This window comes from Rhizobium sp. 01T444, assembly GCF_056398305.1.
Map to the genome: position 1 here is coordinate 366,670 of NZ_JBFTPD010000002.1, position 16,165 is coordinate 382,834.

Sequence of the window (16,165 nt, forward strand, 5' to 3'; positions counted from 1 at the left end):
ATCAACTTTATCGAACGATCCATTCCAGAATTTCCGTTTGCTCCAAGCCCTGCCGGACCTTATCTCAGGGGCAAGTCAAACAGGATGCCGACCATGGAATTGGGCCTTTATACATTCGCAGACGTCAATCCCAACCCGTCCCGCAGCAAGGGAGAGGAGGGGGCCGAGCGGATCAAGCATCTGATCGAAGAGATCGAGCTTGCCGATCAGGTCGGGCTCGATGTCTTCGGGCTCGGCGAACATCATCGGCCTGATTATGTGGCCTCGGCGCCGGTGGTTGCGCTGGCGGCGGCTGCTGCGAAGACGAAGAACATTCGCCTCAGCAGCGCCGTCACGGTTCTTTCCTCCGACGATCCGGTGCGGGTGTTCCAGCAATTTGCGACGCTCGACCTGATCTCCAATGGCCGTGCTGAAATCATGGCGGGGCGCGGCTCCTTCATCGAATCCTTCCCGCTCTTCGGCTACAATCTCGAAGATTACGACCAGCTCTTCGAGGAGAAGCTCGATCTTCTTCTGGCCCTGCGCGATAACGAGGTCGTCAACTGGAAAGGCGAGCTTCGTGCGCCGATCCAGGGACGCGGCGTCTACCCGCGACCGCTGCAGGATCCGTTGCCGCTGTGGATCGCGGTGGGCGGTACGCCGCAATCCGTTGCCCGCGCGGGCGCTCTCGGCCTGCCGGTGGCGCTTGCCATCATCGGCGGCGAATATCCGCGCTTTGCGCCATTGTTGGATCTCTATCGGGAAGCTGCTCGCCGGGCAGGGCAGGATGCGGCGAAGCTGAAGACCAGCATCAACGTGCATGGTTTCATTGCCGATACGACTGAGGCTGCAGCAGACCAGTTTTACGGCCCGCAGGCCGAAGTGATGAACCGCATCGGCCGCGAGCGCGGATGGGGTCCGACGAGCCGGGCGCAGTTCGACATGTCACGCGGCCCGACCGGCAATCTCTTCCTCGGCGATCCCGAACTCGTGGCCGAGAAGATCATTGCCGCACACAAGGTTTTCCGCAACGACCGTTTCCTGCTGCAGATGGCGATCGGCCTGATGCCGCATGACCAGATCATGCGCGGGATCGAACTCTACGGTACAAAAGTGGCGCCGATCGTCAGAAAGGCATTGACTGAGGCTTCCGAAGGCGCGAAAGCCACGGCTTGACGCAGAGCCTGTCGCTCTCGGGTAAAATCCGGAACGGTCTATGGTTATCGAGAACGACGAAGAACTTACCAAGCTCAAGGATATCGGCCGCATCTGTGCCAATGCCATACAGGTGATGGCGGCGGCCATGGAGCCGGGCATGACGACGCTGGAACTCGACCAGATCGGCCGCAAGGTGCTGGAAGATTCCGGCGCGCGTTCCGCTCCGGAATTCTGCTACCAGTTTCCGGGCGCGACCTGTATCAGCGTCAACGAGGAAATCGCCCACGGCATTCCCGGGCCGCGGGTCATCCGACCGGGCGATCTCGTCAATATCGATGTTTCGGCGGAAAAGGACGGCTTCTTTGCCGATACCGGCGCCTCCTTCGCCGTGCCGCCGGTCAAATCGAGGATTGAGAGGCTCTGCCGGGACGGCAAGCGGGCGCTCTGGGTCGGTCTCAACCAGATCAAGGCTGGCGAGCCGCTGGCAAAGATCGGCAATGCCGTCGGCGCCTTCGCGCAGAAGAACCGCTATACGCTCGTCGCCAATCTTGCGAGCCACGGCGTCGGCCGCTCGCTGCATGAAGAGCCGGCCGAGCTTTCCACCTGGCCGGATCCCTCCGAACGGCGCATGATGACGGAAGGCCTCGTCTTTACCGTCGAGCCTTTCCTGTCGCTCGGCGCAACATGGGCAGAAGGTGGAGATGACGCTTGGACGCTTTATGCCGATCCCAAGGCCCCGACGGTGCAGTATGAACATACCGTCGTTGCAACCCGCAACGGGCCGATTATTCTGACATTGGCGGCTTGAGGGGCAACGCCCTTCACTGTTGGAGGTCGAGATGGCTGTTGCCTTTACCAAGGAAGAAAGTGCCGAAACCGCAGCGGAAACGCTGCTGCCAGATCGCACGATTTCTCCTCATCCAAATCTCGTGACTGATGCAGGGCTAAAGGCGCTGGAACTGCAAGTGCAGGAAGCGCGGCAAGCCTATGAGGCTGCGAGCACGATCGAGGACGTCAATGAGCGGCGGCGGCAGGCAGCAAATCCGCTGCGTGATCTGCGTTATTTTGTCGAACGCGTCCGCACAGCCCAGCTCGTTCCTGCTCCGGCTTCGACTGAAATCGTTGCCTTCGGAAGCACTGTAACCTTCAGCCGTGACGATGGGCGGGTCCAGACATATCGCATCGTCGGAGAGGATGAAGCCGATCCGAAAACCGGGTCGATTTCCTATGTTTCGCCGGTTGCCCGTATTCTCATGGGCAAGGCCGTCGGCAATGTCGTTGCTGTCGGCGATCAGGAACTTGAGGTCATGAAGATTTCGTAGAGCGCCGCGCGCTTCATACGCGACGCTCATGTCTGCGTCAGGCGGCCTGCGGCAGGCGGGCGATGACCTTGATCTCAAAATCGAAGCCGGCTAGCCAGTTCACGCCGACGGCCGTCCAGTTCGGGTAGGGCGCCTCGCCGATTTCCTTCATTCTGATGCCCGAAATTACCGGCCACTGTGCCTCGGGATCGGTGTGGAAGGTCGTGACGTCGACGACGTCGTCGAACGTAGCGCCGGCAGCTTTCAGCACGGCTTTCAGATTATCGAAGGCAAGCTGTACCTGCTTTGCGAAATCGGGCTCGGGCGAACCGTCTTCGCGGCTGCCGACCTGGCCGGAGACGAAGAGAAGGTCACCGGAGCGGATTGCCGCCGAATAGCGGTTGATCTCATAGAGCGCCTGCCGGCCGGCGGGGAAAATCGCATTGCGCTTGGTCATTGTTTTACTCCTGTTCAGACAAAAGGATACCGATCGCCGAACTTGCGTTCGTCGAGAGAGGTGAGGCCTTTATGGGTGCGGGGTTGGCCCGTTACGCGGAGCCGCAATTGATATACGCTCCGTATGTGGATATATCATGAGATACGCCGCGTATGTCAATATGCATACGGGGCGTATGTGAGTTTTGGAGATGGTAATGGCCGCAAAAACCCGGGCACAGATGATGGAGAAGACGAGGGCGAAGCTTATCCATGCGGCCCGGAAGGCTTTCGCAGTCAAAGGCTATGCGGCAGCCTCCATGGACGACTTGACCGCCGATGTCGGTCTGACGCGCGGCGCGCTCTATCATAATTTCGGAGACAAAAAGGGCCTACTGCAGGCCGTCATCGACCAGATCGATGGCGAGATGGTGGAGCGGTTGCGCATCGAGCGCGATCGGGCGGAGACGAGCTGGCTCGGGCTATTGGCGGAATATACCGCCTATATCGAGATGTCGCTGGAGCCGGAAATCCAGCGCATCATGCTGCTCGACGGGCCGGCGGTGCTGGGAGATCCCTCGCAATGGCCGAGCCAGAATGCCTGCCTTCGCACGACGACGCAGACCATCCAGGCGCTGATCGATGAAGGCACGGTCAAGTCAGTCGATGCAGAGGCCGCCGCCCGCCTGCTCAATGGGGCGGCGCTCAATGCGGCACTCTGGATCGCCGCAGAGAATGATCCTCATCCTTATCTGGCAAAGGTCATCGAAGCGTTCCGATGCCTTGCGGGCGGTCTATTGAAAACCGAAAGCTGACGAGGGCGGCGATTTAGGCCGTCCTCGTCAGGTGAGATTACTCCTGCTGCGGGTCGGTCTTGCCGCCCTGCAGGATCTCCATGGCAGCGCGCTCCAATATGCCTGATATCCTGACGGCTTCGCTTGCCGACCAGGGATGGCGCATGCGTAGCGCTGAGCGCAGCAGCTGGCGTGCGGCATGTACGTTGCTGTGGTCGCGGCCGAACTCATCGTCCTCATGATCGCGGCGGTGCTGGCTGCGGCCACCGCCACCTCTGCCATGGCCACCCTGCGGCTGGTCTGGGTCGAACATGCGGTTGACGAAGGCCATGCCCTCGGCAACGCGCTCCAGCTTGGCAAGCGTCTCGTCGATCGCTGCGCGGTTATCTTCCACCTTCTGGCGGCCGGTCTCGGTGATCTTGTAGAGCTTCTTTGCGCCGTCGTTTTCGACTTCGGCCAGTCCGGTTTCTTCCAGATAGGTCAGTGCCGGATAGATGACGCCTGGGCTCGGCACGTAAAGGCCGCCGGAGCGCTCTTCCAGCGTCTTGATCAGCTCATAGCCGTGGCTGGGACGCTCTTCCAGAAGCGCCAGCAGAATCGTCTGCAGTTCGCCTGCGGAAAACCTGCGGCCCATTCCCATACGCATCGCCTCACCGACGAAACCACCTCGAAAACCTCTCACGACATGCTCCTTTATATCTGATGTATCGCTCACTATGTCGTAAAACATATATCGTAAGATATGTCGTTCAAGAGGTGAGCGCGAAAAATCTGTTCGCGAAATTGAAGCACCCATCAGAATTACTCACTTGTGRCRSYAATGYTGCAGCGCGATAARCGMGCCATGTTGGCTCCGAATAACGACCGSCCGGTCRATCTCCTCACCACMGCGCTTGCAGGCGCCGTCGCCATGGCGGCGGCCATGGGTTTCGGGCGCTTTTCCTTCACGCCGATCCTGCCCGGCATGATGGTCGGCGTGCCGCTTTCGGCCGCCGATGCGGGCTTCATCGCTTCCGCCAATTTCGTCGGTTATCTCGTCGGCGCTGTTCTTGCCGCCTATGGCTGGGCGGCGGGGCGCGAGCGGTTGGTGGCGCTTCTCTCGTTGCTTGCGACCGCAATCCTGCTGGCCGCCATGGCGGCGACGGATTCAGTCTTGCTCTTTGCCATCATCCGCTTCCTGGCGGGCGTGGCGAGCGCCTTCACGCTGGTCTTCAGTTCGGCAATCGTGCTGAGCCATGGTGCTGCTGCAGGCAATGATCACGTTCAGGCGACGCATTTTGGCGGGCCGGGGGCGGGGATTGCGATTTCATCCGTCATGGTGCTTGCGCTCGGCTACGTTTTCGACGACGCGGCCGGCGGCTGGCGCGCGGACTGGATCGGTGGAGCGCTCTTCTGCCTGGTCAGCCTCGTTATCGTCTGGTCATTGCTGCCAAAGGCACTGGTGCACAATGGGCAGGTGAAGGAGCCGGCGCTAATCTGGAGCCGGCCGATGGTGCTGCTGACTCTGTCCTATGGCTTGTTCGGCTTCGGCTATGTCATTACCGCCACGTTCCTCGTCGCCATCGCCCGCGCGAGCGCGTCCGGGCCGATCGTCGAGTTCCTCTGCTGGTTCATCGCGGGGCTGATGGCGACGGTCGCGCTGTTCATCTGGAAGCCTTTCGTGCGCTTGCTCGGTCTTGGCGGCGTCTATGTCGCGGCGCTCATCATCGAGGCTATCGGCGTGCTCGCAACGGTCGAACTGCCGCATTCGGTGGCACCATTGATCGGTGGCGCGCTGTTCGGCGCCACTTTCCTTGCCATCACCGCCTATGGATTGCAGATCGGCCGCCGGCTCTCACCGGAAAGCCCGCGCCGCATCCTGGCGCTGATGACGGCGGCTTTCGGTGTCGGCCAGATTATCGGCCCAGTCGTTGCTGGGTGGATCGCCGAGGCAACCGGAAATTTCGTGCTGCCGACCATTATTGCTGCCATCGTGCTGGTTTTCTGCGCACTACTCGTCATGCCTGTGATGAAGAAAATCCCTTAAGTGGTTACAAGTGCGTAACAATGGGCTGAACCCATTGCCGCTTTCTTCGAACTGCCTTAATTTCCGGGCAATCAGTGGTTCGCCACTCTTCCGTGACTCCAGTTCAGGAAAGCAAATCCTCCCGTGTTCCATTCCTTCTTTCCCCAGCCAAAGGCGTTCTTTACTTCGCTCGTAGTCTGGACGTTGGCCGCAATTTTCGGCTGGTATTTCTTCGCCGCCGGTCTTGGTGCTTCCCTTGGTTTTGCGCCGGTTCCTGAAGAGCAGCAACCGATCGATCTCTCGTTCTTTCTGCTGCCGGAAAATCTCTGGTTTTACGGCTACTTCCTTTTAGCCGCGCTGATCTTTTGCGGTGCCTGGCATTTGAAGGCACTCAGCCATCCGTGGAAGATGTGGTCCATCTGGGGCTCGGCGCTGATTATCTTCGTGACCTATTTTGGCGTGCAGATCACAGTCGTCATCAACAACTGGCGCCGGCCGTTCGGTGATCTGCTGGTTAATGCGCTCAATAAGAAGCCGGGTATCACAGTCGAAAACTTCTACGACTTGTTTCTGATCTTCGCGCAAATCGCGTTCCTCAGCATGCTCGTGTCGATCCTGACCGACTTTTTCACTAGCCACTACATCTTCCGCTGGCGGACGGCGATGAACAATTTCTACATGGCCAATTGGGAAAAGCTTCGCCACATCGAAGGCGCATCCCAGCGCGTGCAGGAAGATACGATGCGCTTTTCCAGCACCCTGGAAGGTCTCGGCATTAACCTGATCAATTCGGTGATGACGCTGGTCGTCTTCCTGCCGATCATGTTGGCGCTCTCACATTACGTGACGAGCCTGCCGATACTCGGCGAAGTGCCGAACTCTCTTTTCTGGCTTGCTATCTTCTGGTCGGCCTTCGGTACCGTCCTGCTGGCTGTCGCGGGTATCAAGCTGCCTGGCCTGAACTTCAAGAACCAGCGTGTGGAGGCCGCCTACCGCAAGGAATTGGTCTACGGCGAGGATCATGCCGACCGAGCGCAGCCACCAACGGTTCAGGAACTGTTCTCAAGGGTGCGGAAAAACTATTTTACGCTCTATTTCCACTACATGTATTTCAATATCGCCCGCTCGTTTTATCTGCAGGCGGACAATCTCTTTGTCTACTTCTTCATGACGCCGACTCTTGTTGCGGGCGCCATCACCTACGGCATCTTCCAACAGATCTCGACCGCTTTCGGCCAGGTCAGCAATTCCTTTCAATATCTCGTCAATTCCTGGACGACGATCATCGAACTGCTTTCCATCCACAAGCGTCTCAGGGCCTTCGAGGCGGCAATCGACAACGAGCCGCTGCCTGATATCGACCAGCGCTACCTGGAGCGCGAGGCCGGTGTCGTCCACGTCGACGGCTGATCACAAGAGTAAGGGCCACCGCTTCGGTGGCCCTTTTCTTTTGGGGATCCGACGAGGATCGTCAGTTCGAGCGCGTACAGCCCGTATTTTTCCGGTCCATATCAATCAATGCCTCCAGAATATGGTCGGCGACGGCCCTGTTGCCTTCCCTGAGGGCAATATCGTAGGCCGCCAAACAATGATCGAGCAGCGGTGTAGCCACCGGCGCTTCCTCGGGAAGTGGAAAGACAATGCCGCCGTAAAGAGACGGAATGCCGTTCTTGTCGCGGAAGCATCGCCCAAATGCCATGACCTGGTGGAAGGAGCCGTTGGCGCGACGTACGCGGTAGCTCTGTTGCTCTGGCTCCTGCGTCAGGATTGTATCATGGATGATCTTGGCTGCGGCCGGCTGATCCTCCGGATGGATACGGGCGACATAGGCTTCGAGTGGAAGGCCACTTGCCGTTTCGGCGAAATCAAGTCCGAACATTTCAGCGACCGCTCCGTCGCCATAGAGGAGGTTCGCAACGATATCCCAAGTGAAAAAGCCAGTTTCACAGGCGGGAAATTCGTCCTTGTCAACCAGGCACTCCGGGTTCTCAATAAATGTCATGACGTTACCTCCCATGCTTGCCACGCATTTGTGAGGTAATGCTTATCGAAGTGCAGGCTCGATGCAGTCAATAGGTGCAGGTGGTTTTTGATATCCAACAGTTTGAGCGGTAAGTGCGCCTTACAACCCGGAGGTCTCCTGCAGCTTGCCGCGGGCCTCGATCATGGGGATCGCTTCGGAATAGCTGACGCAGGCAACATCTGATCTGTGGCAAACGTCGCTGACCAGCCTGTCGAGCGCGCGCCAATAGGCGCCGCCGTTCATTTCCACGAAGTGGAAGCCGAGCTGCAGGGGAATGCGGCTACCGGTATATTGCTTGTCGAAGGCTTCCTTAAAGGCGGCATAGGCACGCTCTTCGAAAGCGGCGCTGTCAGCTGCATCCTCCTCGCCCTTGGAGTGGCGAACGAAGAGATTGTAATCCATGCCGATGATTGGCTTTTCGCCAGGGCCTTCGGGAATGAGCGGCAGGCCGAAGCGGATGACGCCGTCTTCCTCGACGGGCATGGCCGGCCCCCTGGTGACGAGGCTTGCATCATAGGTAAAACCGGCCTTCTTCTCGGCGGCGATCATGTCCGCGCCGCCGCCGGTCGAAAGGTAAGGGGCGCGAAACCCCTTGATGCCGTGATCGACGAGATCCTGCCAGCCGGCTGGCTCTTCCAGGCCGACGCTTTTCCAGGCGTTCTTCAACGTTTGTTTGAAGGTCGCATATTCGGCTGACCAGTCCGCCTCGCCCCATTGCCGGCCATCGAAATGGCCGCAGGCATGGCTGGAAATATCATGGCCCTCGAGGTGAGCGTGCCAGATATTGCCGAGGCGTTCACGGATTTCGTCGTCGCTCTGTGCGAAGCCGACATTGGATTTTCCACGTTTCTGATGAGGGGCCTGGTAAGCCTGCTTGGCTTCCTGGTTCATCAGAAAGGTGCAGGAGAGGAAATAGGTGAAATGTGCGCCGTTCTTGGCTGCCATCTCGCGGCTCTTCTGCCAGAGCGCATTGTCGTGCGCGCCGTCAAAGGAGATGATGACAAGCTGTTTCGGCTTGTCGGCGGCGTCCGCAACAGCAGGAAAAATCGAGGAGAGAGCGAGGGACGCAGAAAAAATAAGACGAAACATGGGCACCGCGACAATTTGCATTGCGGTTTTCCTGTTACAGAAATGCGGCGAAGCTGCGGTCTTGCTGGCATTTTTCGCCGTCTGCCGGTAATTCATGGCTGACCGTCAAAATAGGAAAACCAGATCATCATGGCTCTGCTCGTCCTCAGCCTCATTCTCTTCCTCGGCCTGCATCTGATCCGTGTCGTCGTTCCGGGCTTCCGGCAGGCGATCATTGACAGGGTGGGCAAGCCCGCCTGGATCGCCTTCCACTCGATTGCCAGCATTCTGACGCTGATCTTCGTGATCTATGCCTTTGGCGTTGCTCGCAGCGAGCCGATCGGCATGCTTTACAATCCACCCATGGGTATGGCGCATCTCACCGTCACCCTGATGCTGATTGCAGTGATCTGTCTCGTCGCCGGTTTCCTGCCTGCCGGTTATATCAAGACGAAGACGAAACATCCGATCGTTCTGTCGGTGAAGATCTGGGCGTTGGCCCATCTTCTGTCGAATGGCGAGGCCTATTCGGTGCTGCTCTTTGCTGCATTCCTTGCCTGGGGCGTGGTGGTGCGCATTTCGCTGAAGCGGCGCCAGCGCCGCGGCGAGATCATGCTGCCGATCTTCGTTTCGGCCAAATATGACATCTATGCCGTCATCATCGGCGTGGTCGTCTGGGCGCTGATGATCTGGCGTGTTCACGAATGGCTGATCGGTGTCGCGCCGCTGCCGATGCTTGCTTCGTGACGATTCTGCGATATCCCCCTTACAACTGCTGCAAAATGGAGTAGAAGGCCCGACAATGTGCGTTTTGCATTGTATATGGGTATCCGCGGCCGGAGACGAGAATGGCATTCAACGACGATAGCTTCATTCGTGAAGTCAATGAGGAACTGCGTTCCGACCAGATGAAGGGCGCGGTGCGCCGGTTTGGACGCTATATCATTGCCATTGCCGTTCTCATCGTGCTCGGAACCATCGGCAAGGTCGCCTACGAATATTGGGACAATACCCGTTCCTCCGGCGCCGGCGACCAGTTCCTGGCGGCGATGAAGCTTGCCGACGAGAACAAGACTGACGAGGCGCTCGCCGCTCTCGACAAGCTGGAGAAGGAAGGCCACGGTGCTTACCCGGTCCTGGCGCGCATGCGCGCCGCGACCGTCCAGTCGCAGAAGGGCGACAATGCCGGTGCGATCGCGTCCTTCCAGACCATCGCCAAGGATAAGTCCGTTCCTGCTGCCGTGCAGGATGCCGCCAAGATGCGCGCCGGCTGGCTGCTGATCGAAAACGGCGCCTATGAGCAGGTTTCTGCCGCCGTCGAGGAAATGGCCGTTCCGGGCAATGCCTTTCGCCACTCGGCGCGCGAGGCGCTCGGTCTTGCAGCCTACAAGGCCGGCAACATGGCGCAGGCGCGCCAGTGGTTCCAGTCGATCGTCGACGATGTGGACAGCCCGCGCGGTGTTGCCAATCGTGCCCATATGATGCTTGATCTCATCACCGCATCCGGCAAGGCGCCCGCCGCGCAGGGCTGAGCTTAAGGGAAAATAATGAGTTTTACGGTCGCCATCGTCGGACGCCCGAATGTCGGCAAGTCGACGCTTTTCAACCGGCTGGTCGGGAAGAAGCTTGCGCTTGTCGATGATACGCCGGGCGTGACCCGCGACCGCCGTCCGGGTGAAGCGCGGCTAATCGACCTGCGTTTTACAATTGTCGATACTGCAGGCCTCGAAGAGATGACGGATGAGAGCCTGCAGGGCCGCATGCGCCAGCAGACGGAGACGGCAATCGACGAGGCTGATCTATCGCTCTTCGTCGTCGATGCTAAAACAGGTCTGACGCCGGTCGATACGGCGCTCGGCGAGATGCTGCGCCGTCGCGGCAAGCCGGTCGTGCTCGTTGCCAACAAGTCTGAGGCGCGCGGTTCCGACAGCGGTTTCTACGATGCCTATTCGCTGGGGCTTGGCGAACCCGTGCCGATTTCGGCCGAACATGGGCAGGGCATGCTCGATCTGCGCGACGCCATCGTTGCCGCGCTCGGCGAGGATGTCGCTTATCCGTCGAAGGACGATGTTGCCGTCACCGACGTCGATCTGCCGCAGCCGACCGGTGAAGAGGGCGAAGAAGACGAAGAGCCCGCCTATGACGACACCAAGCCGCTGCGCGTGGCAATTGTCGGTCGTCCGAATGCCGGCAAGTCGACGCTGATCAACCGCTTCCTCGGCGAAGACCGGCTGCTGACCGGACCGGAAGCCGGCATTACGCGCGATTCCATCTCGGTGGAATGGGACTGGCGTGGCCGCACCATCAAGATGTTCGACACGGCCGGCATGCGCCGCAAGGCCAAGGTGATCGAGAAGCTGGAAAAGCTTTCCGTTGCCGATGGGCTGCGCGCCATCCGCTTTGCCGAGACCGTCGTCATCGTCTTCGACGCGACGATCCCCTTCGAGAAGCAGGATCTGCATATCGTCGATCTCGTGCTGCGCGAAGGCCGCGCGGCCGTGCTCGCTTTCAACAAGTGGGATATGATCGAGGATCGCCAGGCCGTGCTTGCCGACCTGCGCGAAAAGACCGACCGGCTGCTGCCGCAAGCGCGCGGCATCCGCGCCGTGCCGATCTCCGGCCAGACCGGCTGGGGCCTCGACAAGCTCATGCAGGCGATCATCGATACGGACCGTGTCTGGAACAAGCGCATCTCCACCGCCAAGCTCAATCGCTGGCTGGAGCAGCAGCAGGTCCAGCATCCGCCACCGGCCGTTTCCGGTCGCCGCATCAAGCTCAAATATATGACGCAGGTAAAGGCGCGCCCGCCGGCCTTCATGGTGTCCTGTACCCGGTCGGATGCCCTGCCGGAATCCTATACGCGCTATCTGATCAACGGGTTGCGGGCGGATTTCGATATGCCGAGCGTACCGATCCGGATCCATTACCGGTCGCCGGACAATCCCTTCGAGGGCAAGAAGAGGCGGACTTAGTCCGCTTCTTGTTGTCGCCTTACCGCTTGGGCCAGAGTGGGTCTTCCGGACGCGCCGGTAGACCTCAAGACGTGCTCTTATTCAGCGCTTCCCGCAGCGCGACGATCTCCGCCTGCAGCCGGGCAAGCTGATCCGCGCCGCGGCCGCTTGCGTCGATGATGCAACCCGGCACGGTCTCAGCTCTTTCCTTCAGCCGCTTGCCTTCCTCCGTCAGGCGCAGCACGACGACGCGCTCGTCCTGCCTGCTGCGTTCGCGGCGGATGTAGCCTGCCGTTTCCAGGCGCTTGAGGAGAGGGGTCAGCGTGCTCGATTCCAGGAAGAGCTTTTCACCGAGGCCGCCGACGGTCTGGCCGTCTTCTTCCCAAAGGGAAACCATCGCCAGATATTGCGGATAGGTGAGACCGAGTTCGTCCAGCAGAGGCTTGTAGACGCGGTTAAAGGCGTGGCTTGCGGTATAGACGGCAAAGCAGATGAAACTGTCGAGTTTCAGTTGGTTCGACATGGCACGATCTCCAAAACCGCTGGATATTATATCGCGCGATAAATAATCGTAACCGCTTTTAATGCATGGCAGCTATGTAATAATTTCTATCGTGCGATAATTAGTCGTGTGCGATATAAATCTCGTGTTCAGGACGAACGCAACAAACCCGAAGAGGACACGACAATGTCGACGATCAAGACCGCAGTTTCCGCAGCAGCAATCCTGGCAGCTTCCGCCATTGGAGCGTTTGCCGATCCGGTACTGGAACCGACAACGCAGAAATTCATCGATAGCCTGGCCGGCTCCAAGCCGATCTACACGTTCTCGCCTGCCGATGCCCGCAACATTCTCGCCGGTGCCCAGAAGGGCGACGTGAAGAAGTTGGCGGCTCAGGAAGAGGATAAGGTGATCAAGGTCGGCCCGACGGGCAGTGTCAAGCTGCGCGTCGTTCGCCCTGAGGGCGCTAAGGGCACATTGCCTGTGATTATGTATTTCCATGGCGGCGGCTGGGTATTGGGCGATGCCGATACACATGACAGGCTGGTGCGCGAAATTGCCAATGGCGCGAAAGCCGCTGTCGTCTTTGTCGACTATGATCGTTCGCCGGAAGCGCGTTACCCGATCGCCATCGAACAGGCTTATGCCGCCACCAAATATGTCGCCGATCATGCCAAGGAATTCCACGTGGATGCAAGCCGTCTTGCCGTTGCCGGCGATAGCGTCGGAGGCAATATGGCGGCTGTCGTGACGCTGCTTGCCAAGGAACGTGGCGGTCCTGCTATCGACCAGCAGGTGCTGTTCTACCCTGTCACCGACGCTAATTTCGACACTGGCTCCTACAACCAGTTCGCCAATGGCCCGTGGCTGACCAGGGAGGCCATGAAGTGGTTCTGGAACGCTTACCTGCCGGACGAAGCCAAGCGCAAGGATCCGACCGCTTCGCCGCTGCAGGCCTCACTCGAGCAGCTGAACGGCCTGCCGCCGGCCCTCATCATCACAGATGAAAACGACGTGCTGCGCGATGAAGGCGAAGCCTATGGCCGCAAGCTCACTCAGGCCGGCGTGAAGGTCACATCGATCCGCTACAACGGCACGATCCACGATTTCGTGCTCTTGAATGCGATTGCCGAAACGCCGGCCGTGCGTGGCGCCATCTCCGTCGCCAACGATACGCTGCGCGCCGCCCTTCACAAGTAAGGGTCAATCAGCTGAAGAGAGAGACCCGGCGGTATCGCCGGGCTTTCTGCTTCTTGGAAGGGATTTGGTGGCATATTGCCACGCCTTCTTCCATTTCGGCGTGATGACGCCGTTGGCGGCGCGGATATTGTTGATGAATTGCAGCGTTGCCGCTTCCCAGGAATATTGCAGGGCAAGCTCGCGTGCCTTCTCCCGCGAGCTGGAGAGGGCAGCAATGCAGGCAGCCTGCAGGTTCTCGTCCAGCGCGCCGACAAGGCTTTCTTCGCCGATGATATCCAGCGGGCCGGTAACGGGATAGGCCGCGACCGGGACGCCTGATGCGAGCGCCTCCAGAATGGTGTTGCCGAACGTATCCGTCAGCGACGGGAAGACGAAGACATCGGCCTGCGCATAGGCATTTGCCAGTTCTTCGCCGAATTTCACGCCGGTGAAATGCACATCCGGATAGCGTTCTTCGAGTTCGGCGCGTGCGGGGCCGTCGCCGACCACCACTTTCGAGCCGGGCAGATCGAGATCCAGAAAGGCCGGCAGGTTCTTTTCCAATGCCACGCGGCCGACTGTCATGAAAATCGGCCGGGGAAGGCCAAAGGGCTTTTCCTCCTGCGGCATCGGATGAAATTGCGTGGCATCGATGCCGCGGCTCCAGGGCATCAGGTTCTTGAGCCCCTTGGCAGCCAGTTCGCGGGCAAGGCTGGGCGTCGCCACCATGCAGCCGGCGCCGCCATTATGGAACCAGCGCACGAAGGCGTAGAGCCAGCTCTCGGGGATCGGCAGGCGAGCCGACACATATTCCGGAAAGCGGGTGTGGTAGCTGGTGGAAAAGGGCATGCGCTTGCGGATGCACCACCGCCGCGCCGACAGGCCGAGCGGGCCTTCCGTCGCGATGTGGACGTAGGAAGGATTGTGCTTTTCGATCTCGCGGGCGACGCGGCGGTACCAGGCGATCGACAGGCGGATCTCAGGGTATGTGGGGCAGGGGATGCTGGCGAAACGCTCGGGCGTCACCATCGAGACTTCGACGCCCATCCTGGCCAGTTCGCGATTGGTGTTTTCGATCGAGCGGACGACGCCATTGACCTGCGGATGCCAGGCATCGGTGACGATCACAAGCCGCTCCGGCACAGCCCCAGCGGCACTAGCCCAGCTTTCGCCGCTATACGAATTTGACGGACGTTGCAGCATGTTTCCATTTCCATCAGCGTCGCTTAGTTTTGGCAACGCACAACCCCTGGCGGGGTTTCCGGAATGGCGATTCCCGCATTCTTATTTTGGCGGAAGTGCATGATGGAAATATTACAGCCCTGTACGAGTATTTACAGGAACTTGCGGCAGCCGGGGCCAGCAATTATGTCGGCGATGAATGGCCGAAAGGCGTTTGCGCCTTGAAAAGGAACGGCGCCGACGGGGAAGTCGGCGCCGCAGTAAAACTTAGGCTGCAGCCGAAGCGAAACCGGAAGTCGGGACTTCCGAGATCGTCTTCAGAACCTGCGAAGCGATCTGGTAGGGGTCGCCCTGGGAGTTCGGGCGGCGATCTTCGAGGTAGCCCTTGTAGTCGTTCTTGACGAAGGAATGCGGAACACGGATCGAGGCGCCACGGTCAGCAACGCCGTAGGAGAACTTGTTCCACGGAGCCGTCTCGTGCTTGCCGGTCAGACGCTTGTCGTTGTCGGGGCCGTAAACGTTGATGTGGTCCATCAGGTTCTTGTCGAACTGCGCCATCAGCGCTTCGAAATAGGCCTTGCCGCCGACTTCGCGCATGAACTTGGTCGAGAAGTTGCAATGCATGCCCGAACCGTTCCAGTCGGTGTCGCCGAGCGGCTTGCAGTGATACTCGATGTCGATGCCGTATTTTTCGGTCAGGCGCTGCAGGAGGTAGCGCGCCATCCAGATCTGGTCGGCGGCCTTCTTGGAGCCCTTGCCGAAAATCTGGAATTCCCACTGGCCCTTGGCCACTTCGGCGTTGATGCCTTCGTGGTTGATGCCGGCAGCGAGGCAGAGGTCGAGGTGCTCTTCAACGATTTCGCGGGCAACCGAACCGACATTCGAGTAGCCGACGCCGGTGTAGTAAGGACCCTGCGGAGCCGGGTAGCCGCTCTCGGGGAAGCCGAGCGGACGGCCGTTTTCGTAGAAGAAATATTCCTGCTCGAAGCCGAACCAGGCATCTTCGTCGTCGAGGATGGTCGCACGAGCGTTGCTTGCATGCGGTGTCACGCCATCCGGCATCATGACTTCGCACATGACGAGCACACCGTTGGTGCGGGCCGGATCGGGATAGATGGCAACCGGCTTCAGCACGCAGTCAGAGCTGCGGCCTTCAGCCTGCATCGTCGACGAACCATCGAAGCCCCAGAGCGGGAGCTGTTCGAGCGTCGGGAAACTATCGAATTCCTTGATCTGCGTCTTGCCACGCAGGTTCGGTACCGGGGTGTACCCATCGAGCCAAATATACTCGAGCTTATACTTTGTCATCGCGACTCTCTCTGCTGCGAACTTGAGCAAATCCTGAGGCAGTAGACGCAAGGGTGCGCTCTCCCGCCAGGGGATGCCTCTTGTGAAGCACGTAGCGTGCCAGATCGGGCGGTCGACATAAAAAATTTACGAATCATCCCGCGATCGCAATTTCGGAGCGGACGCGGCAGGGAGGCGGATGGAGCCGGTATGTGGCTATCCCGCCTAGAGATGAGCATTTTCCGCGTTGGAACCAGATGAAAATTCTGGCGTTGAGGCTGACGGATTAAGTTTTAAACAA

The 16,165-nt window shown here is 59.4% G+C and carries 17 protein-coding genes; 10 read left to right on the top strand and 7 right to left on the bottom strand.

Going from position 1 to position 16,165, the window contains the following annotated elements:
- Positions 1-93 precede the first annotated feature (93 nt).
- The 3 genes from AC1DTN_RS04565 to greA are packed head-to-tail and all read left to right on the top strand — an operon-like array spanning position 94 to position 2,459.
- Positions 94-1,155 carry an LLM class flavin-dependent oxidoreductase gene (locus AC1DTN_RS04565; protein ID WP_442207023.1) on the top strand — a complete coding sequence of 354 codons (1,062 nt, stop codon included), beginning with the start codon at positions 94-96 and terminating at the stop codon, positions 1,153-1,155.
- 40 nt (positions 1,156-1,195) lie between these two features.
- Entirely contained in the window at positions 1,196-1,945 is a 750-nt protein-coding gene (map, locus tag AC1DTN_RS04570; RefSeq protein ID WP_442207022.1) for a type I methionyl aminopeptidase, read from the top strand.
- Between the two features lie 31 nt (positions 1,946-1,976).
- Positions 1,977-2,459, top strand: coding sequence for a transcription elongation factor GreA (gene greA, locus AC1DTN_RS04575; RefSeq protein WP_442207021.1), 483 nt, complete (start codon positions 1,977-1,979; stop codon positions 2,457-2,459).
- 37 nt (positions 2,460-2,496) lie between these two features.
- On the opposite strand, the gene AC1DTN_RS04580 is transcribed toward greA, so the two are convergent.
- A complete protein-coding gene (locus AC1DTN_RS04580; RefSeq protein ID WP_113321951.1) occupies positions 2,497-2,895 on the bottom strand; it encodes a RidA family protein in 399 nt (132 codons plus the stop codon).
- A 196-nt stretch (positions 2,896-3,091) separates the two neighbouring features.
- Between AC1DTN_RS04580 and AC1DTN_RS04585 the strand changes: the two genes are divergently transcribed.
- Positions 3,092-3,688, top strand: coding sequence for a TetR/AcrR family transcriptional regulator (locus tag AC1DTN_RS04585; RefSeq protein ID WP_113321952.1), 597 nt, complete (start codon positions 3,092-3,094; stop codon positions 3,686-3,688).
- A gap of 37 nt (positions 3,689-3,725) precedes the next feature.
- Here AC1DTN_RS04585 and AC1DTN_RS04590 read toward each other — a convergent pair whose 3' ends face one another.
- Complete coding sequence (locus tag AC1DTN_RS04590) at positions 3,726-4,349, bottom strand: PadR family transcriptional regulator (RefSeq protein WP_113321953.1); 624 nt, start codon at positions 4,347-4,349, stop codon at positions 3,726-3,728.
- Positions 4,350-4,487: 138 nt separating this feature from the next.
- Here AC1DTN_RS04590 and AC1DTN_RS04595 point away from each other — a divergent pair, with 138 nt between their 5' ends.
- Together AC1DTN_RS04595 and sbmA are read left to right on the top strand one after the other, a co-directional pair.
- On the top strand, positions 4,488-5,693 hold the full coding sequence (locus AC1DTN_RS04595) for a YbfB/YjiJ family MFS transporter (RefSeq protein WP_477920036.1): 1,206 nt from the start codon (positions 4,488-4,490) through the stop codon (positions 5,691-5,693).
- Positions 5,694-5,816: 123 nt separating this feature from the next.
- Complete coding sequence (gene sbmA / locus AC1DTN_RS04600; RefSeq protein WP_113321955.1) at positions 5,817-7,082, top strand: peptide antibiotic transporter SbmA; 1,266 nt, start codon at positions 5,817-5,819, stop codon at positions 7,080-7,082.
- A 61-nt stretch (positions 7,083-7,143) separates the two neighbouring features.
- Here sbmA and AC1DTN_RS04605 read toward each other — a convergent pair whose 3' ends face one another.
- Positions 7,144-7,674, bottom strand: a complete 531-nt coding sequence (locus AC1DTN_RS04605) for a PAS domain-containing protein (protein ID WP_113321956.1) — start codon at positions 7,672-7,674, stop codon at positions 7,144-7,146.
- Between the two features lie 120 nt (positions 7,675-7,794).
- The gene (locus AC1DTN_RS04610; protein ID WP_113322020.1) at positions 7,795-8,784 is read right to left on the bottom strand and encodes a polysaccharide deacetylase family protein; all 990 of its coding nucleotides are present in this window, start codon (positions 8,782-8,784) and stop codon (positions 7,795-7,797) included.
- A 129-nt stretch (positions 8,785-8,913) separates the two neighbouring features.
- Here AC1DTN_RS04610 and AC1DTN_RS04615 point away from each other — a divergent pair, with 129 nt between their 5' ends.
- The 3 genes from AC1DTN_RS04615 (at position 8,914) to der (ending at position 11,735) form a co-directional block, all read left to right on the top strand.
- A complete protein-coding gene (locus AC1DTN_RS04615; protein ID WP_113321957.1) occupies positions 8,914-9,510 on the top strand; it encodes an NnrU family protein in 597 nt (198 codons plus the stop codon).
- A 101-nt stretch (positions 9,511-9,611) separates the two neighbouring features.
- Complete coding sequence (locus AC1DTN_RS04620) at positions 9,612-10,295, top strand: tetratricopeptide repeat protein (RefSeq protein WP_113321958.1); 684 nt, start codon at positions 9,612-9,614, stop codon at positions 10,293-10,295.
- Positions 10,296-10,310: 15 nt separating this feature from the next.
- Positions 10,311-11,735: a ribosome biogenesis GTPase Der gene (gene der, locus AC1DTN_RS04625; RefSeq protein WP_113321959.1), complete on the top strand. Its 1,425-nt coding sequence runs from the start codon at positions 10,311-10,313 to the stop codon at positions 11,733-11,735.
- Between the two features lie 64 nt (positions 11,736-11,799).
- Here the strand turns inward: der and AC1DTN_RS04630 are convergent, their stop codons facing one another.
- On the bottom strand, positions 11,800-12,237 hold the full coding sequence (locus tag AC1DTN_RS04630) for a MarR family winged helix-turn-helix transcriptional regulator (RefSeq protein WP_113321960.1): 438 nt from the start codon (positions 12,235-12,237) through the stop codon (positions 11,800-11,802).
- 165 nt (positions 12,238-12,402) lie between these two features.
- Here AC1DTN_RS04630 and AC1DTN_RS04635 point away from each other — a divergent pair, with 165 nt between their 5' ends.
- Positions 12,403-13,416, top strand: coding sequence for an alpha/beta hydrolase (locus tag AC1DTN_RS04635; protein ID WP_113321961.1), 1,014 nt, complete (start codon positions 12,403-12,405; stop codon positions 13,414-13,416).
- 3 nt (positions 13,417-13,419) lie between these two features.
- Here AC1DTN_RS04635 and AC1DTN_RS04640 read toward each other — a convergent pair whose 3' ends face one another.
- On the bottom strand, positions 13,420-14,598 hold the full coding sequence (locus AC1DTN_RS04640) for a glycosyltransferase family 4 protein (RefSeq protein WP_442207020.1): 1,179 nt from the start codon (positions 14,596-14,598) through the stop codon (positions 13,420-13,422).
- 246 nt (positions 14,599-14,844) lie between these two features.
- Positions 14,845-15,885 (bottom strand): glutamine synthetase beta-grasp domain-containing protein, encoded by a 1,041-nt coding sequence (locus tag AC1DTN_RS04645; protein WP_113322021.1) that lies wholly within the window; start codon positions 15,883-15,885, stop codon positions 14,845-14,847.
- Between the last annotated feature and the right edge of the window lie 280 nt (positions 15,886-16,165).

Coding starts and splice junctions, on each gene's coding strand:
- AC1DTN_RS04565 (WP_442207023.1), top strand. CDS start 94: ATGGAATTGGGCCTTTATACATTCGCAGACGTCAATCCCAACCCGTCC.
- map (WP_442207022.1), top strand. CDS start 1,196: ATGGTTATCGAGAACGACGAAGAACTTACCAAGCTCAAGGATATCGGC.
- greA (WP_442207021.1), top strand. CDS start 1,977: ATGGCTGTTGCCTTTACCAAGGAAGAAAGTGCCGAAACCGCAGCGGAA.
- AC1DTN_RS04580 (WP_113321951.1), bottom strand. CDS start 2,895: ATGACCAAGCGCAATGCGATTTTCCCCGCCGGCCGGCAGGCGCTCTAT.
- AC1DTN_RS04585 (WP_113321952.1), top strand. CDS start 3,092: ATGGCCGCAAAAACCCGGGCACAGATGATGGAGAAGACGAGGGCGAAG.
- AC1DTN_RS04605 (WP_113321956.1), bottom strand. CDS start 7,674: ATGACATTTATTGAGAACCCGGAGTGCCTGGTTGACAAGGACGAATTT.
- AC1DTN_RS04610 (WP_113322020.1), bottom strand. CDS start 8,784: ATGTTTCGTCTTATTTTTTCTGCGTCCCTCGCTCTCTCCTCGATTTTT.
- AC1DTN_RS04615 (WP_113321957.1), top strand. CDS start 8,914: ATGGCTCTGCTCGTCCTCAGCCTCATTCTCTTCCTCGGCCTGCATCTG.
- AC1DTN_RS04620 (WP_113321958.1), top strand. CDS start 9,612: ATGGCATTCAACGACGATAGCTTCATTCGTGAAGTCAATGAGGAACTG.
- der (WP_113321959.1), top strand. CDS start 10,311: ATGAGTTTTACGGTCGCCATCGTCGGACGCCCGAATGTCGGCAAGTCG.
- AC1DTN_RS04630 (WP_113321960.1), bottom strand. CDS start 12,237: ATGTCGAACCAACTGAAACTCGACAGTTTCATCTGCTTTGCCGTCTAT.
- AC1DTN_RS04635 (WP_113321961.1), top strand. CDS start 12,403: ATGTCGACGATCAAGACCGCAGTTTCCGCAGCAGCAATCCTGGCAGCT.
- AC1DTN_RS04640 (WP_442207020.1), bottom strand. CDS start 14,598: ATGCTGCAACGTCCGTCAAATTCGTATAGCGGCGAAAGCTGGGCTAGT.
- AC1DTN_RS04645 (WP_113322021.1), bottom strand. CDS start 15,885: ATGACAAAGTATAAGCTCGAGTATATTTGGCTCGATGGGTACACCCCG.